We start from the raw sequence: 25,788 nt of genomic DNA, 5'->3' as shown, positions 1-25,788 counted from the left end.
TGCAATTATTTATTTTCTTGTTCAATTACTCGACGTATATCATCAAACATCCGTTTCATACCCGGCAATCGCTCATCATCCGGTAATACCGGCAATACTTTATCGCCCAACACGACTAAACGACGACACAACTCAATGGGCATTTCTCGCTGGAAACAACTTAATGCCCCGAAATACTCTGACAGATCCGACGAACTAAGATTCGTACCTTGTTCCTCCATTTTATTCACGGTAAGTTCCGCTAACCGACTTCCACACGAGCTGTAATTTTCCGGCACATTAAAATCATGTCCCCAGGAAATACCCTGAAAAGCATCAGCGTAAAAACGTACAGCTTGTGAATTTCCCTCCGGCATTTTCTTAGCAATCCAATCCGTCAACGCCTGCACTTCCTGGTTCACCACCCAACCGGCCAATACTCGCATTTCATCTAATCGAGGCAAATTCAAACGTTCCACCTGACTGCACAAATCTTCAAAAGAAATACTATCGCGGATCTCAAGCCCTTTTATCCATTTTTCCAGCATACCACCGTAACGCATCAACAAAAAGCGGTCCACCTCTTCCTGTCCCGCATTAGCTCGGATTTCATCAAGATGGGCAAGCATAAATTCACACATCGGGGAATCAAACGTGCAATAATTATCCGTGTACAAACGCCAAAACTCTTTTTGAACCCGCTCTTTATCCGAAAGGCGTCCCCACAATTCCCGGTAAATCCCGGTAGCCTTATCGCAATCGAAAGCATCCGCCAACACCGCTTGATAAGCCATCAACCTGACATTACTCATCCCCCCCCGGACATATTCCTGTTCCAACCCCCAAAGATTAGTCGAGTCATTCAACCCCGCTTCCACGCAAGGAATAAAATAATTCAAATCACCGGCTCCCGTCTGCTTATGCAGGATCGTCCCATCAGGACGGATAATAATAAACGTCGGGTAAGCAGCAACCCGGAATTTCTTATTAAGTTCCACATTTTCATCCTTCGTCATATCATACTTCACGCAAACGAAACGGGAATTAAAATAATCTCCCGCCTCTTTCCGGGGAAACACCTCTGTCAGCATCCGATGACACGGGCCACACCAGGGAGTATAACAATCTACAAACACCAATTTATCTTCAGCTTTCGCCTGTTTCAATGCCTCCTCGAGAGAAATATTCCGGAAATTCACTCCCTCTTGAGCGACAGACACACTTTGCACAAATAAGCAAATTACAAACAATAACAATATCCTTTTCATTTAACAGCAATTAAAAATATCGGTACATATTCTCGTTCCATTATTATAATAACTTCTCAACGGTCAATCGCAAAGCATTTACATCATGTCCGCTGAACACGACCCGCCCGTCTGGAGCAATAAGCAACAAGCGAGGAATCCCGGTAATATGATAAGCCCTACTTACAGCAACCAGCATGTCATTACCATCCACGCCCAATTGAGGCCAAGGCATATTTTCCCGTTTAACGGCTTTTTCCCAATCCTCCCTCTTTTGGTCAAGCGACACACTGACAACCGCCAATCGATCATCCCCGTAACGTTTGTAAAGCTGTTCCACCTTGGGAATTGCCCAACGGCAAGGACCACACCACGATGCCCAGAAATCAACCAATGTATAACGATCGGAATGCACGAATTGCGACAACTTCACCTTTTCCCCCGTCGTGTTTATCAATTCAACATCTTTATAAACAGCCCCCTTGCACAAAGTCTGGGTTATATCCGCTATTTTCAAGATATAAGGACGACGCACCGTATCCTCGATCTGCCCGACAACACGAGTCAACTCTTTCACCTCTTCCGGGGCACGCGTGAAAGGGGTCTTCAACAAAGTTTCCGCGATATAAAGCGTGAGCAATGAATGCGGATGAGCACGCACAAATTCCATTTTAGCTGCATCTATTGCAGCTTCGGCAGCTTGCTTTTGAGGATACTGCTCGTCAAACAAACGATTGTACTCTTCCGGGGTGTAACAATTCTCCCGCAAGCTCATCATGGCCAATGAATCAGATGCCTTTTGCGCAACTAAATTCAAGGGCAGCAACGCTTTACGATACTCGTAAAACTCCTGTTGTAACGGACTCCCTTTCAAGTAATCTTTCACCTCAGCGGTTTCCGCCATAAACTGAGGCGTAAACGACATACTATCGAGATGAGGTACTTTCAAGGTCAACTCGGAATTATCAAGGAACAAAAAAATATTACCCACCTTCACGTCTTCAAGACGAGAAACAATATCCTGATTACTAAATAACAATTCACAATACATCGGGGTTCGCACCACACCCCTCAATTCAAACTTGCCATCCCGTGCAACTCCTTGCGCAACAACACTATAATTCTCGTTCTCCATACAACGAAGCATCACCGCCATACTATCCTGCAAACCCGGAAAACTTCCTCGCACGACAAATCCTTGGTTACGGGAAGCGCAAGCGCTGCATAAAAGCAGCGCCGCAACAAAAAAGAAAAATCTATTCTTCATAAAAAACATCTTCAAATTCATACTACTTTTGAGCATCCCGACAACAACGCACCCGCATCAGTATGTCCAAAGGCGAAGTCCCGCGATAGACGGTAGATTGCGTCGCAAATATTTTACGAAACCAAACCGTAGATACAGCCAGTTCATTATCCTTATCTTCCGTTGATGTCCAAAAATAACCGTATTCATTAACACTATTCAGATGAATATACTTATCATAAGCACCATTCTGCCAAGCACAACCGGACAATTGAAGCGCAAACCCCGTTCCTTCCTCTTTTTGCATCATGAGCGTGGCGACATTGCCTCCTCTCCAACCCTCTTTATCCGCTTCTTTCAATGACATGCCCAATGCCTTTTCCAAGTTTTTCCAATCTTCATCCGAGGCGACACGCCAACCTTCCGGGACGATTTCTTCGATTTCCTCCCAACTGTACAAATTGCCGTATTTCTCGAAATCCCCGGCTAGATCTAACGGCAGATAGTCAAGTCCCAAAGTTGCTACACTTTGCGGATTTCCCTCTGAATCCAAAAAGATTCCCCCGAAAGTTCTCTCGTAATAAGGTGTACCGTATCTCAAGTTGGAAGTCATCCATTCCAAATCACCAATTCGAATCCACCCGTAAGCATTCCCATCACGCTCATCCGTAAATGTCCCTTGGGCATCCAGTTGAACGTTCGGCAACTTATCGTCATCACTGCACGCAACAAGAGCAGCGCAACAGCACATAATACATACAGCTATCAAATATTTTCTCATAATCATTTGAATTTAATTCCTAATTTCTCAGCCTTTTTCTCTGCCAACGGTTTCATGATTTCGTATTTCTGCATAACCTGGTAATACATTCCATACTTTTCCCTAAACTCCTGATCTGTCATAAGTAAAATTGCCTTGATATAAGCGCAAGCGTCCTGAACGGCTGTCGGAAGATTATCCCCATTAGTATCGGCAATAAAACCATTTGGATACAAATCTTCTAAAGTGGTAACTCCATACCAAGATTTCGGATAACCATAATCCCACATATTAACATTCAAGAACTCGATAGCCTCACTTCCTTCCCAGTAATTTGTTTCACTTCCCCCGAAACTACCGAAAATAATGGCACAACATAAATCCTGCGCGAACTCCATTGGCTCTACATCACCGAAAAGTCCCTCGATGGCTATCGCCAAACACCTTGAATTCATATCAAACGTTTGTGGGACCCACGTTCTTTCCCCCGTGTAAAAATCTTCCACACTCAATTCCATCCTATTCACGACTAAAATCGAATAAGGCATCGTTTTAATGACATCATACAAATCATTAACCAAAAAATCGTACGCCTTCTGTTGCTGCTCCTGATTCAAATATTCGAATCTCAACGTATGCCCACTCTTTACGGCACCCAAATCCCAATCCATGGCCAACAACTCCGTGTCGTAATAAGGTTCCCCAAAAGCATTCAATCCCTTGTACTCGTGTCGCAAAGTATCATTGAACAAAAGAAAGCATCCGGTTTTCTCGTAAAAATCCCGTCTTAACTTAGAGGTTGCATCCGTTGCTTCCGGATCAGGAGCAAAAGGATTACGGGCTTTACTGGGTGTCAGTTTCTCTTTTTCACAAGAGAAAAGGCATCCCGCCAATACCATCCAAATAAAAATATTCAATCTCATAGATTCCGTTTTTAAATTACATATAACCACCTAAATATTTCAAAGCATCTTCCCAACCGTCTTTCACTCCTTTGCACCACAAGTTATAATTATTCGAATACAGTTCGTAAGGACATTGATTATAAAATGTTTCAGGACTTCCCTGACCATTCAAAACGAAACATCTTCCCCCTCCGAAAAGGAATCCTTCATTATAAATCGGGTTGCTCTCCAAGGAACTGTTCGGAGGAGTAACTTCAGGTGTAGCGGGAACCGTATAAACACTTCCCTGCCGAACAGGACGACTATTACTTCCCAAGCTGGGTTGGAAATCCAATACCTCCTTCGGTAAAGCCAATGTATAAGCCGGATCATTTTCTTTCAACTCGTAACTCCATGTTTCCAGTGGCACATAAACAAAAGCTCTACTATCATATTTATATTTCGTGTAAGTATGCATGATAGTCTTGGTATAAGGATATTTTTCCCGCACGGTATAACGCCGCAAATCAAACCAACGGTGTCCGTCCAAGCAAAGTTCCCGTTGACGCTCCAGACGAATCAAATCAATCAACGCTTGTCCACTTTCCGTGATAGGTCGACTAACAAGAAGACGATGGTCTCTCAACGTTTTCAGTAGTGAACGTGCCTCCGTCTCATCCCCGGCAAAAGCTGCAGCTTCCGCCCCGTTCAAATAAGCCTCTGCCGTACGGAACAAAAAGTTATCGGAAAGATTTCGGGAGGAGGTTACCCATCCCAGCACCTTACGGAAAGTCCACGCCTCGGTATAAGGAATAGGAAGCCGATCCAATCTATAACCTACTGTGTCCTTACTGATGTAAAAACGGGTTCTCAGATCATTCTTTCCTTCGTCATCAAAAGCTTTCACCAAATCATCCGAAATCACATAAGCGGGACAATTTTTCCAAATATTATTCGACATACCCCGAAACGTTTGGATAGAATACGCCAATACATATCCTCCCATGGAAAAAATAATTTCCGGAGAGGATTCCTCAAGCACCTCTTCCCCAGAGAACGATTTCAAATCCAACAGGTTACCATTTACATTCAATGTCTTCCGCGCGTACACCAAAGCATCTTTCCAATTCTGCATGTAAAGGAACACCCTGCTCTTCAAGAGATAAACCGCCGCAATGTCCGCCCTATACGGGAAATTTTTCTTCGCAGTTTGACTCAAACACTCTTCGGCAAGTTTCAAATCTTTCTGAATCTGGGTATACACTTCCTCCACGGTAGCGCAAGTATAATCTTTATCCTCTACCATTTGGGACAATTTAAGAGGCACACCCAGGGAAGAAAGATTGTCCGCACAATAAGGCTTCCCGTAAAGATTAACCAATTGGAAATAATACAAAGCACGCAAAAAAGCAGACTCTCCCTTAATACGCACGATTTCCAATTTTTCTCTATCAGATTCCGCTACCTGTTTGTCTATTTCTGTCAAAATCGAATTGCAGGCATTGATGGATACATAGGCTTGTTTCCAATCACGATTTTCCTCCACGTGTTGACCTCCTTCAAACTTCAATCCCACCACCTGTTGCCACGTGTGCCAACCAAACATTTTTTCCTGCAACCCCGCGGGATCATTCTCGTGAATAGGAATATACTTGGATAGTTCATCCGACATATAATGGACACATTGAAAGTATTCGTTTTCAATTGCACCCTGGCTTGTTATACGGGCATAAGGCAAATATCCCTCGCCCAACAAAATTTCATCCAAATCTTCATAACTTTGTATTTTTGCCAAATCCTGGGAATACTCTTCCAAGAAACCGGAACATCCCCCCAAAAGCAAAGCGAAACTAAGTATATTAATTATTTTTTTCATAAACCGCTCGTCTTAAAATGAAACATTCAAACCTACAGAATAAGTCGGCCGTTCGCTCAACTGAATGGTAGAGAAACCACTCTGCGTGGGTGTCTGACCTTTTAGTTCTTTAGCTGAAATCGTGAATAGATTCATGGCAGAAACCGTTAAAGCCAAACGAGATATGCGCAAACGACTCAATATTTTTTCGTCAAACTCATACGTCAAACTCAAATTGGAACACTTCAAGTAATTTCCACTCACTACCCGATGATTTCCATAATCATACATATCCCAAGACGTCGAAGCTATAGGCGGCATCTCCCTATATTTAGGATCGCTGCTCCAATGGCGTTCATATTTCCCATAAGCCGGATTGGAAAGAGAAATAATTGCCGGAATATCAGTACAAAGTTCATCTCCGGGATATTGCCAACGCTTCAACAAATCTTTGCTGACATTATTCTCGGGGTATATTCCCCGTACATCCATAACCGCATCGGCCCCGTTATACATGCTGAACAAACGGACTTTGTTACCTAAACTATAAGCAAATACGCCACTAAAATGGATATTTTTCCAACGGACACTGGTATTCAGGTTTCCGGACATGGTAGGATCGCGCCTCCCTGAAGCCTGTAGGATACGGGTGTAAAAATCATATTTGTTCAATTTCTGTAAAACAGTTTTATTATCCCCTCCGTCATCAAATATAGGACCGCCGTCCACCGGGCTCAAACCCAAGAACTTGAAAGAATAGAACGTACCAACGGCTTTCCCTTTCACAAGAGCCCTTCCATCCAAGAAATCTTCCTTTTCATACTGATCGGCGGCAGGATTACTTTCCAGTTTATTGAATGTCCTAGAGAACGAAGTTGACAACGACCAACGGAAATCTTCATTGTTAATCGGCGAAACTGTCAAAGACACGCTATATCCATGGTTATCCAAATCTCCTCCATTTACAATATAAGTGCTATTACGAACTCCATTAATGGAAGCAATCATCTTATTCATGAAGGCATTTTCCGTGTGTTTCCAATAATAGGATGCCTCCACCTGCAATTTCGACTTGAACAGTGAAAAGTCCAACCCCAAATTATACGACGTAGTCTTTTCCCACTTCAAATCCGGATTAGGATAACGTTCTATCGTGGAGGTGTATTCGGAAAAATGGTCATTCAATGCGCCTTTCTTGATAATCATTATCGGGGACTGGTCTGTCGGCATATTACCCTGGTAACCGAAAGAAGCTTTCAAAGAAAGGAAATCAAGCCAGTCGTATTGCATCCACGAATGTTCGGCAAGATTCCAATTGGCAGAAGCCGACCAGATAGGCAAAAGTTTGTCGTTACTCTGGTCTCCGAACTTATTCGAACCATCGACTCGGGCATTCGCATTAACCGTAAAATAATTAAAGTAGCTATATGACACGGATAGATATGCCGAAAGCGTGTTTCCCTTCGTATCTCTCAACGTGGGCGTATTTTCCGACAGCCATCCCTCGTAAGCAGGATAAACCGATAAATCAACATCTTTCACGAAACTCATACCACGGTCTTTGAAATAACCGCGCATCACGTTAGTGAACGATTTTACACGAGAGGCATTCGCTTCAAAACCGGCACTCCCGGAAATATTGTGCTGCTGTTTCTCACCGAAATACTTGCTGGCATTCAATTGCAAACGAACCGTATAATTTCGGTTATTCGATTCCGAGCGGCTCAATTCACCTCCATACGGAAGAGTACATCCGGTTCCATCTCCTTTCTCTGCCTGAACACCGTTTTCCGTTTTTCGTAAACAAGCGGCATGATAACTTTTTTCACCCCACCACCCTTCAATAGTCGTGTGGGAAGCCGTGTAAGCCACGATGGCATTGGCATTCAACCAATCCGTAAACCGGAATTGCAAATTAACATTGGCAGATACGCTCGACCCCTCTTGATCGTAAGAACTATTGTCCAATTCATTTAAAATATTATAATTGAAAAAGGTATTGAGCAACACATCGTCAGCCTTCTTTTTATAATAATAATATTCTCCATTATCATCAAAAGCGGGAATCGCCCGGCTAGTCCTGTAAGCGTACTGCATCGGAGCCAACTCCTCTTGATAATAAGCCCGGCCGCTCACGTTTCCGGTCAACCCGAAAGATGCCGTCAACCAAGAAGCCAAATTGGTATTAAGATTCAGATTCGCCGTGTAACGCTCGTTGTGGTCACCCTTGATCACGTCATTATCCCGGGTATACCCCAAAGACGCATAATAACGGGCTGTTTCCGACCCTCCGGAAACGCTCAAGGTATGGTTGTGCGAAAAACTGTCTTCTGTCAACAAGTCGAACCAATCCGTATTGGTCGCTCCCAATTTCGCAATTTGCGTGTCGAACTCCGCTTGAGAAATCTCTTTGGAATACAGCTTCTGCAACCAATACTCGTAACCGATGATCGTCATATTTTTGGGATACTCGTAATGCAAAGCCGTCAAATCCCGGGAGAACTGAATACGTTCTTTGGAATTCATCACATTGACGGAACGGTCGGAATAACGCGGACGCTGACGCATTGTGACCGTGGTATTATAACTGATAACCGGTTTGCCGACATGTCCCTTTTTAGTCGTTACCACGATAACCCCGTTAGCGGCACGGGTTCCGTAAAGAGCGGTCGCCGCCGCATCTTTCAAGACGTCTATACGCTCGATATCTTGCGGATTGATACCGGCAATAGCGTTTCCGATACGGTTGATATAATCCGGATCATTCAATTCTTCGGGAGAAATATCCACCGGGTCCTGCATGACAATACCGTCAAGCACCCACAACGGTTCGCGGTTACCGATAAGCGTGGAAGTCCCCCTGATTCGCAATTTAGGCACCACGCCGACTTCCCCGGAGTTTAACGAAAACATCATATCCGGGATACGACCTTGCAACATCTGGTCGATGGAAGAAACTCCCTGGATATACAAATCTTTCATCTTCACGGTGGTAACGGCACTCGTGTTCTTGCGTCTATCGATATTTTGATAACCGGTAATCACCACCTCTTCTATCTGAGCCGCTTCCTCGTGCATGATCACCCGAATACTGTCATTCGACTGGTTGAAAGCCACATGCTCGTCACGGAATCCGATAAAAGAAAAATCAAGCACCCCCTTTTTCTCGACCAACTCGAGAGAGAACTTACCCTCACCATCCGTGGCTGTACCAATCGTCGTGCCGGCTACCCTTACCGTAACTCCCGGTAATGGATTTTTATGCTCATCATACACGACTCCCTTCAAGCGGATCCCTTTCACCTGGGGAAGTTCCTTACTCTCGTAAATCACGATTATCTGACCGACATTTCGCCAACAATACTTGTCTCCCAAGGTGCATTTCAACACATCCTCCACTCCCATCGTCAATGCCGGGAATTGTACCATCCGCTTCACGTCAAGATGATCGTCACTGTAAAAAATATCATACTTCAACTGCGTCGTTATAGCGTCAAATACTTGCTCCACGCTCAACTCCTTTTGCTGGAAAGTCACCTTCCCTACTTGTGCAAAAGAACTCGCCTGCACGTGCAAAAAACCTACACACATGAAAAAGCCAATCAGTTTCATAGGCAAAAGAATTTTTTTTATTCCATTTCGACAATGGAATAGTCCTACATCATCATTTTTTTTCATAGCTTTGTAAATTATTATTATTGATTTCCTCTATCGATGAGGAACCACAAGGAATAGGAGCCGCAATCTCCTATTCTTTTTTCCCCTCACCGATAATATACTTACTTTTTTTTGCTCACTATTATCGTTTTACCATTCAACTCAAAACACACGTCGGAAGTCATCTCCAAAAACTCCAGCATCTCCCCCAAAGGTCTGTATTTATTAATCACACCGGAAAAACGCCGTTGCCGAATCCCTTCGTCACGATACAACACATCAAAATCATACCAACGTTGCAATCTTCTCACCAGCTCCTCAAAGGTATAGGCTTTGAAATAAAACTTTCCCCCCACCCAAGACGTATACAATTCCGGATTTACCTCCCTCAACTTGCATTGTCCGCTATCCGTGTCGATACAAAGCTGTTCACATGGCGACATCCGGATCTCATTCCCGATTCCCCCCACTGCTATCGCACCCTCCACGAGAGTCGTGTACCATGTCTTATCTCCAGAATAGGCACTGACATTGAAACTCGTGCCCAATACCCGGATACAATATTTATCCACATGCACGAGGAAAGGCTTCAGCGAATCCTTTGCCACCTGAAAATAGGCTTCTCCATCCAAGTACACCTCCCGTTTATCCCGAGTAAACTCTTCAGGGAAACGCAACGAAGAACCGGCATTCATCCACACCAAAGTTCCATCCGACAACTCCAACGTATACTCGCCCCCTTTAGGAACGACAAAAGTATTCATCCCGGGCCTCTTCACCACGGCTCGCTCTGTCACCTGATAACGTACGCGGGTTTTTGCCGTGTCATTCGTGATAACGACACCTTTCGTCTTCGAGGCATGCACCACTTCACGAGCGTTGACTTGCAACCGCTCCCCGCTAGCTAATATCAACTCGGCATGTGCCACCCCGGGAACAAACGATGTTTTGGACAACACGAAATCTTTTTTATCCAGTACATGCTCCTGCCACATCCACACTCCGGCAACAACTCCCACCCCGAGCACGATAACCGCAACGAACCTCTTGATAGATTCTATTCTTAGAAATACTCCGCGAGGCTTAACTTTCCTCCATCCTCTCTCTATGTCATACTGCCTGCACTGTACACCCTGCATCGCTTGTCGAATTTTAAACAACAATTCGAGCTGCCTTTTATCTTCCGTATCTAGCGGATGATCGTCTTTACCCGAATCCGCATCCTTGTCGCACCACAATTCGGTCAATCGTTCCCACCTATCTGTTGAAAAATCGTTCATAGCATCTCTGTTTTTATACACGACAACCAAGAACCCAAAAAAGGTGAGTCAAAAATAAACTTTTTTACAAAAATATTATTTATCTATTGATTTACAGGAAATAAAAAACAAAACAGGAGAAATATTTTCCCCAACTCGAGCACGAATATCTTTATAAGCTTTCATTACATGCGATTTCACCGTGTTAACCGATATACCTAACTCATTCGCGATATCCTTGTATTTCTTTCCCTCCAGGCAACTCATCGTGAATACGACACGGCACTGGGTCGGCAATTCCCGCAAAACCTTCTTGATTTGCTCAATCTGTTGTATCTCCTCCTCCGAGTAATCCGAACGTTGCAAGTCCTCGATAAACTCCGTCAACAAAGCCCCGTGTTTACGTTCCACCATTTTATGCTTCAATACATTCAAAGCCCTGAAACGCACTGAAGTAAACAGATAAGATTTCACGGAATCCTGTACCTCTATTTCCACACGATTTCTCCATATATGCATAAAAAGATCCTGCACGACATCCTCTGCTTCCGCCTGCTCCCCGAGAATCATCGCAGCATAATCACACAACGGTACATAAAACATCCGAAACACTCGCTCAAACGCCCGTTGATCTCCGCTCTTAATCGCAGAAAAAACTTTCTCTATGATCTCATGTCTATCCTTCATGCAGACAAATATATAAAGTTTCTTCCAAATGCTATCCATATCAAATTAAAAATTGTACACGAACAATTATCGCTAAAACAAAAAAGAGGCTTGTTACCAAGCCTCTTTTCTGTATCATATCGATAGATTAGTATCTTCTGTTTGAATTATAACCTCCGCGATTACCGCCTCTGTTAAACCCACCACCGCGGTTACCACCACCGTTTGATCTTTCTTCTCTCGGTCTGGCAACATTCACGTTGATTACTTTACCATCATATTCAGCGCCGTTCAATTCGTCGATCGCTTTTTGTCCCATAGTATCATCAGCCAATTCAACGAAACCGAAGCCTCTTGATCTTCCTGACTCTCTATCCATAATAACTTTAGCAGAAACCACTTCACCGTAATCTGCAAACAAGGTGTTCAAATCAGCGTCATCAACGCTATAACTTAAATTTGAAATGTAAATGTTCATCAAGTACAAATTTTAATTGATTAATAAATAATGATTGAGAATTGCCATTGAAAAAAGTCTACTTAACGATACAAATACATTGATAGGAAAGTGATTTAAATACAAATAATTCAATTCAATCTGCAGACAAAGGTACTACTATATTTTAAACTAGCAAGTATTTATTGAAATTATTTTATTGAAAAAGTATTTTATCCTCCAATAATCCCAAAGTTATCCCACCCTTATATTACCTCTCGACCGTTACAAGCCACTTTCAACCTACTTGCATCCCCGTTCTCCAGCGGCGATACAAGTAGGTTATATCCGATCTGCAAGTAAGCAGAAGTAGTATTACCCAAGGATTACCCCGGGATTACAAGGGATACACGGACAACACGGGCTATCATACTCCCCGGCAAACATTGCCGGATGGAGATTTTTCCTCCTCCGGCAGCATTTTACGACTCAAAATTTCAAGATTAAACACGTATTTACTAATTTCGTGAAAAATTTAATCAGAACTGCATCATGAGAAATCTACTTATCATTACAGTCTTACTAATGGCATGGATATCGCCCTGCCTGGCACAGGAAAAATATACCCCCTCGCGAGAGAACCTGGAAAACCGGGAATGGTTCCGGAACGCTAAATTCGGGATGTTCATCCACTGGGGAATATACAGTATGTTGGGGGACGGCGAATGGGTATTAACCAACCAAAGCCTGAACGAACAAGAATACCAGAAATTGGCGGAAGGTTTCTACCCGTCGAAATTCGATGCAGACGAATGGGTACGGATCGCCAAGGATGCCGGGATGAAATATATCTGCTTCACCTCACGCCACCATGACGGATTTTCCATGTTCGACACGCGCCAATCGGACTACAACGTCGTGAAGGCAACCCCGTTCAAGCGGGATGTCATTAAGGAACTTGCAGAAGCCTGCCAAAAACACGGGCTGAAACTTTTCCTCTATTACTCACATATCGACTGGCACCGTCCCGACTACGCCCCGTGGGGACGTACCGGACGCAACACGGGACGCACGCCGTCCGGGACATGGGAAGATTACCTGAAATTCATGGACGCCCAACTGACCGAATTGCTCACGAACTATGGTTCCATCGGAGGCATCTGGTTCGACGGCTGGTGGGATAAACCGGACGCTGACTGGCAGCTGGAAAGACAATATTCCTTGATCCATCGCCTGCAACCGGGTTGCCTTATCGGGAACAATCACCACAAAGCCCCCTTCGAGGGCGAGGACTTCCAGATGTTCGAGCGTGACCTGCCCGGGCAAAACACGGCAGGATACTCCGCCGACGCGGAAATCAGTTCCCTCCCGCTGGAAAGCTGCGAAACGATGAACAACACGTGGGGATATAATATCAACGACCGGAATTTCAAATCGACCAAACAACTTATCCACAAGCTGGTAGGAGCCTCGGGCAATAACGCCAACCTCCTCCTCAACGTGGGTCCCCGCCCGGGGGGCGACTTTCCCGAAGGCTCGGTGACTCACCTGAAAGAAATCGGGGAATGGATAAAAACCTACGGCGAAACCCTCTACGGCACCCGCGCGGGTATCATCCCACACCAGGAATGGGGTGTTACCACCCAGAAAGGCAATAAACTATACATTCACATCCTTAACCTGGACAAAGCGAAACTTCTACTTCCTATCACGAACAAAAAAATAAAAAGTATCGTACAATACAAGGATAAACAACCGCTGAAATACACGAAAACCAAGGAAGGAATTTTACTCCAACTAGGAGAAGTCCCCACGGACATCGACCTCGTGATTGAGATTGTTTGGCGATAATTCGCTTTTTCCCTCCTTTTTTCGTAATTTAGCGCCGTATAACTAAAAAAACAGGACTTATGTTTTCACAAGACGAATTCAAAAAGTATGCAACAAAGCATAAAGGCATCAGCAGCTTGAACCTACATCGTTTCGAGTCGGCTACTGCCAGCTATATATCCCCGACGATCATCGAGGAGCGCCAACTAAACGTGGCTAGCATGGACGTTTTTTCAAGATTAATGATGGACCGTATCATTTTCCTCGGCGTGCCGATCGACGACACCGTGGCAAATATCGTGATGGCTCAATTGTTATTCCTGGAATCCGCCGACCCGACCAAGGACGTGCAGATCTATTTCAACACCCCAGGCGGTAGCGTTTATGACGGGCTGGGAATCTACGATACCATGCAATACATCAAATGCGACGTGGCTACCATCTGTACCGGTATGGCAGCATCCATGGGAGCCGTGTTGATGACGGCAGGAACCAAAGGAAAACGTTCCGCACTGCAACATTCCCGCATCATGATACACCAACCGATGGGCGGCGCCCAAGGTCAGGCATCCGACATCGAGATCACAGCACGGGAAATCATGAAATTGAAAAAAGAACTTTATCAAATCATAGCCGATCATTCCGGCAACCCGCTGAAAAAAGTGGAGAAAGACTCCGACCGCGACTATTGGATGACAGCCGCGGAAGCGAAAGAATACGGAATGATTGACACAGTATTAACTCGGGATCATAAATAATGCAAGATAAATGCTCATTTTGCGGAAGATCACGTGACGAAGTGGATCTTCTGATTGCCGGGATGGACGGTTTCATCTGCGAGATGTGTGCCCAACAGGCATACGACATCGTGCAGGAGGAACAACGGAGCCATTCCGCTCCTTTAGACATGGACCATATCGAGGTCAGAAAACCGATCGAGATCAAGGAATTCATGGATCAATACGTGATCGGTCAGGACGAGGCAAAAAAACACCTCGCCGTGGCTGTTTACAACCATTATAAACGCTTGACGCAAAAGTCCACGAATGACGACGTGGAAATCGAGAAGTCGAACATCATCATGGTCGGTCGCACGGGAACGGGAAAAACCTTGTTAGCCCGCACGATTGCTAAGATGCTGCACGTACCCATGACGATCGTGGACGCCACCGTGCTGACAGAAGCCGGATACGTGGGCGAAGACATCGAGTCCATATTGACCCGTTTGCTCCAAGCCTCCGACTATGACGTGGACGCCGCCGAGAAAGGCATCGTCTTCATCGACGAGATCGACAAGATCGCCCGCAAAGGCGACAACCCGTCCATCACCCGTGACGTCAGTGGTGAAGGAGTGCAACAAGGGTTACTGAAATTATTGGAAGGTTCCGTCGTGAACGTTCCCCCACAAGGCGGACGTAAACACCCCGACCAGAAAATGATTCCGGTGAACACCAAGAATATCCTTTTCATCTGCGGCGGAGCATTCGACGGTATCGAGAAAAAGATCGCCCAACGCATGAATACTCAAGTGGTAGGATTCACGGCAAGCAGAGAAACCTCTTTCCTCGACCGGGACAATATGTTGCAATATATCGCCCCACAAGACCTGAAGTCTTTCGGGCTGATTCCCGAGATCATCGGGCGTCTTCCCGTGCTGACTTACCTGGAACCCTTGGATCGCCAAGCCTTACGCAACATCCTCACGGAACCTAAAAATGCTATCATCCGCCAGTACATCAAACTATTCGAGCTCGACAACATCGCATTGAGTTTCAACGAGGATGTCTTCGAATACATTGTCGACAAAGCGGTTGAATTCAAATTGGGCGCCCGCGGATTACGTTCCATATGCGAAGCCATCATGACCGACCTGATGTTCGAAATTCCCTCTCAGAATTGTGAATCCATCACGGTCACTAAAGAATATGCCGAAAGCAAACTCAACCGGCTTACAGCACAGAAGTTACGAGCGTAAATTTTGAAAGAAGCTATAACGAAAAAACGAGATTCGTAGAGAATCTCGTTTTTTCGTTCCTTACTTACAAGCGCTTAACTTGCATATCCATCTTATCTTTCAGAACGAAGTCCATATAATAAACGTAAGCGTGTTCCAAATTCGGTTCTATTGACTTCACGTCTGCATATCCTGAAACTTTTTCTGCCACAATTTGAATTCTCATTCCTCCTTCCTCTGGAATGGTCATAATTACAGGATACTTCCCTTTAATTTCCTCATATTCATTCTGTGTGACAAATAGCTCCCACACTTTCCCTCTCGCCTGCCCGATCATTTCCCCCGGAGTCCCCATAAACTTCAATTGCCCGTGATTTAATAAAGCGACATTTTTACAACTGCTGGAAATATCCCCCACGATATGTGTCGATAATATGATCGTTGCATCCTTATCACTTATATCCGACAAGATATTCCGGAAACGGATACGTTCCTCCGGGTCGAGTCCGGTAGTAGGTTCATCGACAATAATAATCTTAGGATTTCCGATAATCGCTTGCGCTATACCTAACCGGCGTTTCATTCCGCCCGATAATCGATTTGCCCAACGGTCACGTTCATCGAAAAGCCCCACTTTCCTCAACATCTCATCCACCAACTCTCTTCGTTTACTCTTTTCTATCCCCGCAAGTCCCGCACTATAATCTAAAAACTCCCAAGTCCGTAACCTTTGGAAAGTATTGAATTCCTGTGGTAAATACCCTAGCATAGACCGAATCGCCTTCCTGTCCTTCGACAAATCATAATTATCAAAAAATATCGTGCCCGAAGTCGGATTTTGCAGTAACGTCATAATGCGCATCAATGTAGTTTTACCTGCCCCGTTCGGTCCTAGCAGACCAAACATACCGGATTCTATTTCTAAATTCAGATCACTTAAAGCCTCTTTACCCCCGGCATATATTTTTCCAAGATGTTCTATTCTTATTTTCATAGCTATATAGTATTAGTATTCATATTATTTCACTTTAACCCACTTCACGGCATCCGCCACGATAGATTGATTGGGCTCCGCACCCTGTCCGGACAAGTTAATCTTTGCCATTCCGGCATTAAATTGATGTACGCCCATCGAAACCCATCCATCTTCCTCTTCCAACGGGAATAATTCTATGGTTTCCTCTCCTTCGGCATGAGCAAACCGATACGTTTGTACCCGGGGAGCTTTTATCCGTCCGCTTTTTACAAGACCGGCATCCACGGAATTATCATTATAAACAAATAATTCGTACTTCCCGGATTCGGGTAAATTTACTTCCCATTCAACAGCAGAAACACCATCTCCAGATCTTTTCGTTAAATAACTTTTTACCAGTTCCCCGTACGAATCACCGGATGGCGATTCACGCCAACGAGTCCCCTTGTAACTATACTCACTCTTGGCATACACCTTATCAAGGACACGCCTGTCCTCGACAACACGGCATCCCGGATCTGTATTATCCACGATATACACTCCTGCTTCCGGCGCAAAAACAGTAGTATCCGCATCAAAAATTCCTTCAATCGGTTCACGGAGCCTCCTTTCTTGAGGAAAATCTTCAAAAGAAAATGACGAAGGATTATTCATCGCGAAGTTCGTACTCATCCTAATCCCTTCACTCACCCCGAATTCATTATAATATTTAATCTCTTTGCAAGCATTTGCCGGAATGATATAATCTCGTGATTTTCCCCTGTAACTACTTATCGAAACTATTCCATCAATATTCCCCTTGTTCCATATTTTAATACTAAACACATGACCTTCTTCACCTTTTGATGTTTCCACCACGTCCAATCGCGCATCTCTAAAATAAAAAGCGGGTAAACCTTTCTCGCTATACAATTGCCGAGTCAAATCAAGAAAATTAATGCCAAATCGTTGCTTCACCTCCTCGCAATACTCCTCGTAATTAAAGCATTGGAAGGCGTGATTCTCTATAAAATCGGTATTAAAACTTTCAAATTCCTCGTAAGGGACAGAACACAAAAGATGCTTTAAGAAGTTATACCCTTTAAGATGTATCGCTAGACTTAATCTTATATCCAGACTTGGCTTCCGTAATACTTCTTCAAGACTATAATCATCGAAACACCTAACTACATAGTTATCACAAAAATTATCAAATTTATCTCCCAATCCTTTCTGCATCTCGTGAAACAAAAGATCAATTCCCTCGAACTCGGAAGAGAGTACATTATAATGGTCTTTTTGTAATAAAGAAGAAATATCATTTACATTTTTCACGAAATCCCTTGGAGCACGTTTCACCAATCGCCCAAAAAACATATCGCCTGTCGGAATATCCACCATTACACTATTATCCAAAAAAAGTCTGTACATCCTCCCAAACTCCTCGGACGGGTTAAAATCATCTCTCTCATCATGCATAGGTTCAAATGGCAACCGGAATAATGGCTCTCTTTCCGGACGGTACACGATTTCCGGCTGTACATATTCACTACGACTCTTCCAATCCCTGCTATACGCGCAAAAATGAACCGGAGTTTCAACGAGGTTCAATTTATCATATACATATGCTTTATTCTTTTCAAATATAAATTCTAAACTCCACTGTTCTAAAAGTGTTGCCATGTCCAACTCCTTGAAAAGAAGATACTCGTGTCCCGGCAACAAAAAAACTTCGCAGAACACATCTCCATTCTGAATTCCCTTTCGGATATAATCACCTATACAAAGTGTCAACCCGGACACCCCGAATTTACCGGTAAAACAAATATTATTCCCATCCTTACTCTCTTCTCCCGGGGCTACCGGTACTCGTTTATCCTCTCCACTTACAGTCAACTTGAAGCGAGTGAATTCCTGATCCGTGAGGTAAGGCAAATTCACGTTCACCGTGGGTTTACTCATCGGGTACCACAAACATTCCGGGGTCAACAACGTGTAATCCGGGCGGAGGTAATAATAATCACGCCCCATGCAATACATGTAATAATCACGTGAACGTGCAGCGAGAGAATCAATATTTACGACCTCAGCGTAACAAACAGTGGGAGAAATACCTCCCCGGTAATCCACCTCGATTTCTTTCGTTTCACCCGGCTGCATTGACATCGCCAGAACAATCACTTGCCTCTCCCGACGATAAGATAAACTCTCGTTACCGGAAGCAAGTTTCAACACCTCCAAATCTGGGTTCAAGTACAACACAACGGAGTCTATTTTCCGCTCGTACGGGTTGTACACCTTCAATTTACTCGAGGCAAGATAAGCATATCCCTCTTGCTTGAATTTCATATCATGCCCCAAGACGTTAACCTTAGGAATATCTTGGTATTTCACGAATACTTCCCGAACAATCTCACGTTCCTTGTCCCTTTGAACATATTTGCCGATATAACATCCCGATACAACACACCCCACGACAAGCAACAATATTCCAAACTTCCCGGTAGCAAAATTAGTCTTGGCACTATTGGAAATCCGGCAAATGAAAGCAATACCCAGAATAATAAACCCGCACCCCCATGCCAGAAACGAGAACCTCTGCAAAAGGAAACTATTCAATCCTGCAAATCCCGTGACATCCGAGAATGCGTTGGGCAACCCCAGGGTTAAAACATCAAAAGCACCATAAAGTACTCCTTTACTGGAAAATACTCCAAAATAAAGAAAGGCAAGTAACAAGACGCAAGCCAATGCAAAATTACGTGCTATCCCTTTCACGCATATCGTGAATCCCGTGATGAAAAAGAGGGTCGGGCAAGTCAGGGTAAAAAAGTAGAAAACATAAGGAGAAAAAGCAAAAGGAGAATCACTTGCCAACAAATGAATGGACAAAGCGATGATCCCCAGCAAAATATCCAGACACAAAATAACAAAAATAAAACCCAACGTTTTCCCGAGTAACAATTCCATGTTAGAGAAGGGTCGTGCCGAAACAGACGAATTAGAATCCAAGTATTTATCCTTCCGCAGAAAATTACCCGCCCAGAAAATAACAATAATAATTTGCAGGATATTTACCAGGTAAGCATTGGCAAAAGAAATCGCGGAAGGTAAAGATATAGCTATCCATTCCGGTTCTTTGATGCTACTTTGCGTGATGACATGAAGGAAGGTCACAATCAATATACTTAATACTGTAACAACCCTGAAACTCCACTCTCTCGCAATGGCTTTCACTTCGTAACGAGCGAACAAGCCGATAGTTCGATAGTTCATAGTTAATTTTTTAGTAACACATTCACAGACGCATGCCTCCAATAAAATCATAGATGGTTATAGTTTGCAGCCTATAACAAGAATTTAAAGCAGACATTCACCCTATCGCAAACCTATGCATTTATAATGTGAATTGCAAATAATTTTTTATAAAAAAATCCATTTAGAATGATTCTAAACGGATTCCTTGCAATAAATATTAACTTACTTGCTACTCACTATCACGGTCTTCTTCCGGTAAGACATTTCCTTTTTCATCATAACGAATATTATAATGCCGGGTAAAACCAGCCGCATTCTTGCCTTTTATTCCGACATCATAAATATATTTTCCTTTTACAAATAGTTTGTTTGCACCTAAGATCTTATACCCCTCGTACTCTTTTTTTATATGTTGAACAATAACTGCCGGAATATCCTTGATTCGGATATCTTCTTTCGAGTATTTCAACACTCCCTCGGGAGTAAGCTTGAGTTCGTATTCCAAGTCATCAATCCGAAAATCGACCTCGTAAAGATCGCTATCTTCTTCATAATCCCATTCAATTTTCGATGCCTTCGGGTAATTTTTCCCAACATATTCTTTCACAGCCGCCGGAACAGCCGACACCGGTATATCGCATAGTGTTGATCCCCAAACAAAACCAACTACACACGAACAAAAAAGGGATAAAATAATTTTCTTCATCTCTACATACATTTAAATATTCAAAATCAAGCAAAGATAGCTAAATAGGGATATAAAGCAACTCAGTATTGCGACAAGTATTAAACTACAAATTATCCCCCTCTTGTAGCGATTCTCTTTTTCCCGTCAAATCCCGGATAACCACCGAAGCACAAAAACAGCCGAACACGGGAGGCATGTAAGAAATTGTCCCCACGTTCGATTTTTTATTCTCACTCTCGCTTAACACGATAGCCTCGGGATCGACCTCTTCGGGGGAAAAGACAACCTTCACTCCCTTGTAGACACCCAATTTATGCAACCTTTTGCGGAGCATACGGGCAAGATTGCAATTATATGATTTGGAAATATCCGCAATACTTACTAGCGTCGGATCCATTTTGCCCCCGGCACCCATGGAACTCACGATGCGATAGCCCTTTTGCAGGCTGTGGTAAATCAAAAAAATCTTGGGAGCTAGCGTATCGATAGCGTCTACCACGTAATCGTACTTCGCCATTTCCAGAATCTCAATCATCCGGTCGTCCTTGATAAAATCGTTCATCACGTGAAGACGTATGTCCGGGTTGATGTCCCGGAAACGGGCAGCCATGACCTCCGCCTTTGCCTTCCCAATATTGCTATCTAAAGCCGGCAATTGGCGATTCTTGTTGGTCACATCGACACTATCCCCGTCAATAATCGTCATCTCTCCCACTCCCGCACGACACAATTGCTCTGCGGCATACGCCCCAACACCGCCCAATCCTGCCACCAGCACGTGTGCATTCTTCAACCTCTCCAATCGCTCTTTTCCCAAAAGCAATTCCGTTCTACTCAACCAATCCATCATTTTATCGCAAATACTTTTTTATAATTTTCCAACATCATTCGCTTCAACTCTTCCACGTCAAGACCCAGAACACCGGAAGCAGCCCGATAAATAACACTGATCTCAATTTCTTTGTCATCATTTTCCAGAAACAACCTGTCCGCGGGAACTTGCCGTATCAAATGAAAGGCATTCGATCGTGCATTCAAGAGTGCCGCCCCAACAGAAACGTGAAAACCGTAACCCAATAACTGTTGCAATATCTGTTCATTGTTATTAAACCCGTGAATGATCCACGGAACCGTGGACTTCGTTTTTCCCCGGATGGCAATCAATTCCGAATACGCCTTCACGCAATGAATAATCAAAGGTTTCCGGTATCTTTCGGCAAGGGCAACCTGAGCCTCCAGAATCCTTCCCTGTTCCTCTATACTAAACGGAGAGCGACGGTCTAAACCGCACTCCCCGATAGCTATAACTTTATCTAATTGAATTGTATCCTCTATACACGCTAAAGCATCCTCGCCGACTTGTTCCAACTTCATCGGGTGAATACCCACGGAATAAAACACTTCCTGACCTTCTTCCCGCTCCCGCTGATTCTCCCTGTCAATCCATGCATTTCCCTCTCCAACATCCTGGATATTGATTCCCTCACCGGTATGGTGCGTGTGTATATTCACGTACGGATTCAAATCCTCGAATTATTTCGTTTCCTTGTTACACATGATATTCAAGATCGTCTTGTCCGTTTCTTCCATTCCCTTCGTACCGATCAATCCCACGTTACGGATGGTACGCTCGATATCCTCCTCCACGATCCCGTCATTGTTGGTTTTGATGCCCCGCATAGATAGCAAAGCAGCCTGCACGGCAGCAGACACGCCGGAATACACTTTCAAGGCACATCCTTGTTTAGCCCCGTCACACATCATTCCCGTCAGGTTGGAACACATCGTTTTGATCGTGTTCACCATATTTTCGTATGTACCGCCCATCAAGTAAGTGATAGCCGATGAAGCCCCTGTCCCGGCAATCAAAATACCGCAGAGAGCCGAAAGATGTCCCATGTAATGATGGATATGCACGGCTATCAAGTTACTCAACGCCAACGCGCGAGCCAATTGCTCGCGGGAAGCCCCGAACGTTTCGGCAGCCACCACCACGGGCAAGTATACCGTGATTCCTTGATTACCGCTACCGGAATTGGTCATCACCGGTTTCGGGCAACCATCCATACGAGCATCCGAAGCTGCCGTCGCACGAATCAACGTGCGGTTCAGCAAATCGTCTTCCAACAATCCTTTATCGATATTTTCTTTCAGCGTCTTGCCGATCTGCAAGCCATACTCGGTTTGCAACCCTTCGGCTGAAATCGCTTTATTCATCTCGGCACCTTGCAACACGAACTCAATATCCTTCACGTCCACCTCGTGAACGAAATCCCAAATACGTTTCACGCTCAATTCCGGTCCTTTATCTTCTTTCTTTGTCGTATCCAACTTGTATTCCCTCTTGAAAAGTTCCTCCCCGTTCTTTTCCACCAGGATGATATTCGTGTGCGTGTGGGCTATAATCACCTTCACTTTGTCATTTCCTTTCGTTGCCAACGCCTCGGCATACAACTTGTCCGGCGCATCCATTTTCAAGGAAACCGTAACATGACTCAACACATCTTTAGCACGTTGCAGGTTATCTCCCTCGTTGACATCCTTCAACACTTCCAGACCGTACTCGGACTTCCCGCATACTGCCCCCAGGGCGGCAGCGATAGGCAAGCCTACCATTCCGGTTCCGGGAATCCCGACACCCATACCATTCTTGTAAATATTGCCACTAACCAGTACGTCCAAATGCTCAGGCACACCCCCTAATACTTCTTTACACTTAGCACAAGCCAGAGCACAGGCTACTGGCTCAGTACACCCCAAGGCGGGAACCGCCTCTTTCTTCAATATTTCAATGATTTGTTGATCTGTTACTTGATTCATCTTTTCCTATTTTATTCATGTAGAATGTTTCATATTCACGGGTACAAAAATAGTGTTATTTATCTATTTTTCTACCACAAAAAGACAATTTATACTATCTTTGTCGATTGAAGTCGAATTAGTTGTATCACGATAGACATTTATTCATGAAATCAATACTTATTGTTACAATCCTTTTTATCGCCAATCAAACTTGGGCACAAACAGACTCCATTACCCCGGTAAAACCGGCTGTTGACTTTTTGCAACAACTCTCTCAAGCCGACTCGGTCACGGGCGGGCAAGTCACACTCCACGGGGACCCGAAGATTGAACAACTATTGAAACTACAACTTTCGATCAACAAAAAAGAGCAAGCCTTCCAAGGTTATCGCATCCAGATATTATCATCGAGTTCCTACAACGTGAACATCGACACGCTGAAAAGTTACACGCAACGGTTCGAGGAAGAATTTCCGGATATCCGCGCTTACCTGCAATACACGGACCCCGATTTCAAAATCCGTGTCGGCAACTTCCGTACCCGTATCGAGGCGATACCCGCGCTAAAGCGTATCCGCAAGAAATACGCCGGGGCGTATCCCGTGAAGACCACCATCTACCTGCATGAACTGAATCCCGTGCAAAAGCAGGACACGATACCTACCCTGCCACCAATTCATTCAACTTCCTTTCCTCCTCGCTGAAATCAATAGACGGGAAAGAACGGGATATAGCGGCAATTTCTGTCAGCAGATTCTTCACCAAACGTTGGTAATCACCGGAATGCACGTCAAAAGGACGATGTGCTACCGCCTTGTTTATCCGTCCGATACGGTTCATTAAACCCAGCACCTCGGGACTGATAAAACTATAAAGGAAACGTTCCCACGTGTAATCGATCGTAAGGCTCGACATATGCAGCATATCATCCGCGTAGAAACGGTAATCCCGCAACTCGTCCAACACGATCTCGTAAGCCGGGAAATAATACACACCCCCCAGCTTCTCCCGCAATCGGTCGATCGCCAACAGTAAAGTCGCCTTACTCAACTGGTTCCCGTGCGCCCCATCCTTCCAATGCCGGATGGGGCTCACCGTGAACAACACCCGGATCCCGGGATTCACTTCCCGCAAACGCCCGATCAACCCGGTGTACTCTTCCACGATCTCATCCACGCTCAAACGATAACGTTCGAACTCCTGCGAGGGAATTTTATGGCAATTCGACACCACCACGCCCTTCCCCGTGTGCCGGTATACCCAAGCTGTTCCCCACGTGATTACCAGTAAATCCGCGGAACGAATCTCCACCGTGGCACGTTCCAACCTCCGGTTAATCTTATCCAAACACTCCCCCGCGTCCGTCGACGAGAAAGAACCATGGTGATACAGGCTCACCCATTTATCCCCGACCTGTATCAAGTCCTCCTGTTTAAACTCCTTTCCTTCCACGATCAAGCGCAACACGTTAGCCACCGAACGGGGATTATACACGATCCCGCAAGGATTTACATCGACGCCGAACTTGTAATATGAAAACTTACCACCCATATTCTCCGCGAAACATGATCCCAACATCATCAGTTTGGAATTATAATCGATCATGAAATCGGGAGTATCAATATTAACCTTCGTCTGCAAATTCATATCTAATCTTATTATAAATAATCTCTCCTTCTCTACAAAGTTACATTTTTTACGCTGATTTTCTCCATCATTTTTATACTTTTGTCAAAAATTTCACGCATGGGTATTATCTCCGTCTTAATGATCGCCATAGGGTTGGCAATGGATAGCCTCGCGGTAAGCATCAGCGGGGGAATCGTCATGCAACCTTTCCGCATGAACCAGTCTTTGCGCCTGGCACTTACCATGGGAATATTTCAAGGAGGAATGACCCTGCTCGGTTGGTTACTCGGGGTCAGCTTCAGCTCGTACATCACCGCTTTCGACCACTGGATCGCGTTTATCCTGCTCGGCTTTCTCGGGGGCAAAATGATTTACGAGTCCTTCGAGGAAGAGGAAACCACCATCTCGTCCTTTTCCAACAAGACCCTCATCACGCTTGGTATCGCCACCAGCATCGATGCCTTAGCAGTCGGGGTCAGCATGGCATTCCTGAAAACAAGCATTTATTTCCCGGCATTCATGATAGGCTTCGTGACCTTCACGCTCTCCCTGCTCGGGGTGATCTGCGGTTATCGTTTCGGCAAAATCAAGGGCATCAACGTTGAACTCTTTGGCGGCATCATCCTCATTGCCATCGGGATAAAAATACTTGTCGAACATCTCATGGAATAATTTTCAATTTT

General features: G+C 44.5%; 21 protein-coding genes. 5 read left to right on the top strand and 16 right to left on the bottom strand.

The window, feature by feature from the left end; genetic code table 11:
• Positions 1-5: 5 nt before the first annotated feature.
• The 9 genes from BN8899_RS13090 to BN8899_RS13050 all read right to left on the bottom strand — a co-directional run bounded on the left by BN8899_RS13090 (position 6) and on the right by BN8899_RS13050 (position 12,031).
• Positions 6-1,247 carry a thioredoxin family protein gene (locus BN8899_RS13090; RefSeq protein WP_065219766.1) on the bottom strand — a complete coding sequence of 414 codons (1,242 nt, stop codon included), beginning with the start codon at positions 1,245-1,247 and terminating at the stop codon, positions 6-8.
• A gap of 43 nt (positions 1,248-1,290) precedes the next feature.
• Entirely contained in the window at positions 1,291-2,493 is a 1,203-nt protein-coding gene (locus BN8899_RS13085) for a TlpA disulfide reductase family protein (RefSeq protein ID WP_187376898.1), read from the bottom strand.
• A gap of 22 nt (positions 2,494-2,515) precedes the next feature.
• Positions 2,516-3,253 (bottom strand): fibrobacter succinogenes major paralogous domain-containing protein, encoded by a 738-nt coding sequence (locus BN8899_RS13080; RefSeq protein WP_187376896.1) that lies wholly within the window; start codon positions 3,251-3,253, stop codon positions 2,516-2,518.
• Positions 3,254-3,255: 2 nt separating this feature from the next.
• Positions 3,256-4,155 (bottom strand): hypothetical protein, encoded by a 900-nt coding sequence (locus tag BN8899_RS13075; RefSeq protein WP_065219763.1) that lies wholly within the window; start codon positions 4,153-4,155, stop codon positions 3,256-3,258.
• 16 nt (positions 4,156-4,171) lie between these two features.
• Positions 4,172-5,992 carry a RagB/SusD family nutrient uptake outer membrane protein gene (locus BN8899_RS13070; RefSeq protein ID WP_065219762.1) on the bottom strand — a complete coding sequence of 607 codons (1,821 nt, stop codon included), beginning with the start codon at positions 5,990-5,992 and terminating at the stop codon, positions 4,172-4,174.
• 12 nt (positions 5,993-6,004) lie between these two features.
• The gene (locus BN8899_RS13065) at positions 6,005-9,583 is read right to left on the bottom strand and encodes a SusC/RagA family TonB-linked outer membrane protein (RefSeq protein WP_231932348.1); all 3,579 of its coding nucleotides are present in this window, start codon (positions 9,581-9,583) and stop codon (positions 6,005-6,007) included.
• A gap of 167 nt (positions 9,584-9,750) precedes the next feature.
• Entirely contained in the window at positions 9,751-10,908 is a 1,158-nt protein-coding gene (locus tag BN8899_RS13060) for a FecR family protein (RefSeq protein ID WP_065219760.1), read from the bottom strand.
• 75 nt (positions 10,909-10,983) lie between these two features.
• Positions 10,984-11,574 carry an RNA polymerase sigma-70 factor gene (locus BN8899_RS13055; RefSeq protein ID WP_187376895.1) on the bottom strand — a complete coding sequence of 197 codons (591 nt, stop codon included), beginning with the start codon at positions 11,572-11,574 and terminating at the stop codon, positions 10,984-10,986.
• A gap of 127 nt (positions 11,575-11,701) precedes the next feature.
• Positions 11,702-12,031, bottom strand: a complete 330-nt coding sequence (locus BN8899_RS13050) for an RNA recognition motif domain-containing protein (protein WP_018337108.1) — start codon at positions 12,029-12,031, stop codon at positions 11,702-11,704.
• 510 nt (positions 12,032-12,541) lie between these two features.
• On the opposite strand from BN8899_RS13050, the gene BN8899_RS13045 reads away from it, so the two are divergent.
• From BN8899_RS13045 to clpX, 3 genes are read left to right on the top strand one after another with little or no spacing between them, the layout of a single operon-like run.
• Positions 12,542-13,840: an alpha-L-fucosidase gene (locus BN8899_RS13045; RefSeq protein WP_065219758.1), complete on the top strand. Its 1,299-nt coding sequence runs from the start codon at positions 12,542-12,544 to the stop codon at positions 13,838-13,840.
• A 59-nt stretch (positions 13,841-13,899) separates the two neighbouring features.
• A complete protein-coding gene (gene clpP / locus BN8899_RS13040; RefSeq protein ID WP_018337110.1) occupies positions 13,900-14,577 on the top strand; it encodes an ATP-dependent Clp endopeptidase proteolytic subunit ClpP in 678 nt (225 codons plus the stop codon).
• Positions 14,577-15,794 carry an ATP-dependent Clp protease ATP-binding subunit ClpX gene (clpX, locus tag BN8899_RS13035; RefSeq protein WP_065219757.1) on the top strand — a complete coding sequence of 406 codons (1,218 nt, stop codon included), beginning with the start codon at positions 14,577-14,579 and terminating at the stop codon, positions 15,792-15,794. The genes clpP and clpX overlap by 1 nt, the downstream gene beginning before the upstream one ends.
• Positions 15,795-15,858: 64 nt before the next feature.
• Here the strand turns inward: clpX and BN8899_RS13030 are convergent, their stop codons facing one another.
• The 6 genes from BN8899_RS13030 to BN8899_RS13005 form a co-directional block, all read right to left on the bottom strand.
• A complete protein-coding gene (locus tag BN8899_RS13030) occupies positions 15,859-16,767 on the bottom strand; it encodes an ABC transporter ATP-binding protein (protein ID WP_065219756.1) in 909 nt (302 codons plus the stop codon).
• Positions 16,768-16,791: 24 nt separating this feature from the next.
• Positions 16,792-20,004, bottom strand: a complete 3,213-nt coding sequence (locus BN8899_RS13025) for a golvesin C-terminal-like domain-containing protein (protein WP_065219755.1) — start codon at positions 20,002-20,004, stop codon at positions 16,792-16,794.
• Positions 20,005-20,215: 211 nt separating this feature from the next.
• Positions 20,216-20,692: a PepSY-like domain-containing protein gene (locus BN8899_RS13020; RefSeq protein WP_065219754.1), complete on the bottom strand. Its 477-nt coding sequence runs from the start codon at positions 20,690-20,692 to the stop codon at positions 20,216-20,218.
• A gap of 85 nt (positions 20,693-20,777) precedes the next feature.
• Positions 20,778-21,524, bottom strand: coding sequence for a tRNA threonylcarbamoyladenosine dehydratase (locus tag BN8899_RS13015; protein ID WP_065219753.1), 747 nt, complete (start codon positions 21,522-21,524; stop codon positions 20,778-20,780).
• Positions 21,521-22,198, bottom strand: coding sequence for a TatD family hydrolase (locus tag BN8899_RS13010; protein ID WP_082987051.1), 678 nt, complete (start codon positions 22,196-22,198; stop codon positions 21,521-21,523). The genes BN8899_RS13015 and BN8899_RS13010 overlap by 4 nt, the downstream gene beginning before the upstream one ends.
• A gap of 9 nt (positions 22,199-22,207) precedes the next feature.
• Entirely contained in the window at positions 22,208-23,494 is a 1,287-nt protein-coding gene (locus BN8899_RS13005; protein ID WP_065219752.1) for an L-cysteine desulfidase family protein, read from the bottom strand.
• Positions 23,495-23,640: 146 nt separating this feature from the next.
• Here BN8899_RS13005 and BN8899_RS13000 point away from each other — a divergent pair, with 146 nt between their 5' ends.
• Entirely contained in the window at positions 23,641-24,180 is a 540-nt protein-coding gene (locus BN8899_RS13000) for an SPOR domain-containing protein (protein WP_065219751.1), read from the top strand.
• On the opposite strand, the gene BN8899_RS12995 is transcribed toward BN8899_RS13000, so the two are convergent.
• On the bottom strand, positions 24,137-25,123 hold the full coding sequence (locus BN8899_RS12995; RefSeq protein WP_065219750.1) for a GSCFA domain-containing protein: 987 nt from the start codon (positions 25,121-25,123) through the stop codon (positions 24,137-24,139). The genes BN8899_RS13000 and BN8899_RS12995 overlap by 44 nt on opposite strands.
• A gap of 99 nt (positions 25,124-25,222) precedes the next feature.
• Between BN8899_RS12995 and BN8899_RS12990 the strand changes: the two genes are divergently transcribed.
• Positions 25,223-25,777, top strand: a complete 555-nt coding sequence (locus BN8899_RS12990) for a manganese efflux pump MntP (protein WP_065219749.1) — start codon at positions 25,223-25,225, stop codon at positions 25,775-25,777.
• Positions 25,778-25,788: the final 11 nt, after the last annotated feature.

The organism is Butyricimonas sp. Marseille-P2440 (genome assembly GCF_900091675.1).
Classification (GTDB): domain Bacteria; phylum Bacteroidota; class Bacteroidia; order Bacteroidales; family Marinifilaceae; genus Butyricimonas; species Butyricimonas synergistica.
This window is presented reverse-complemented; position numbering and strand designations above follow the sequence as displayed.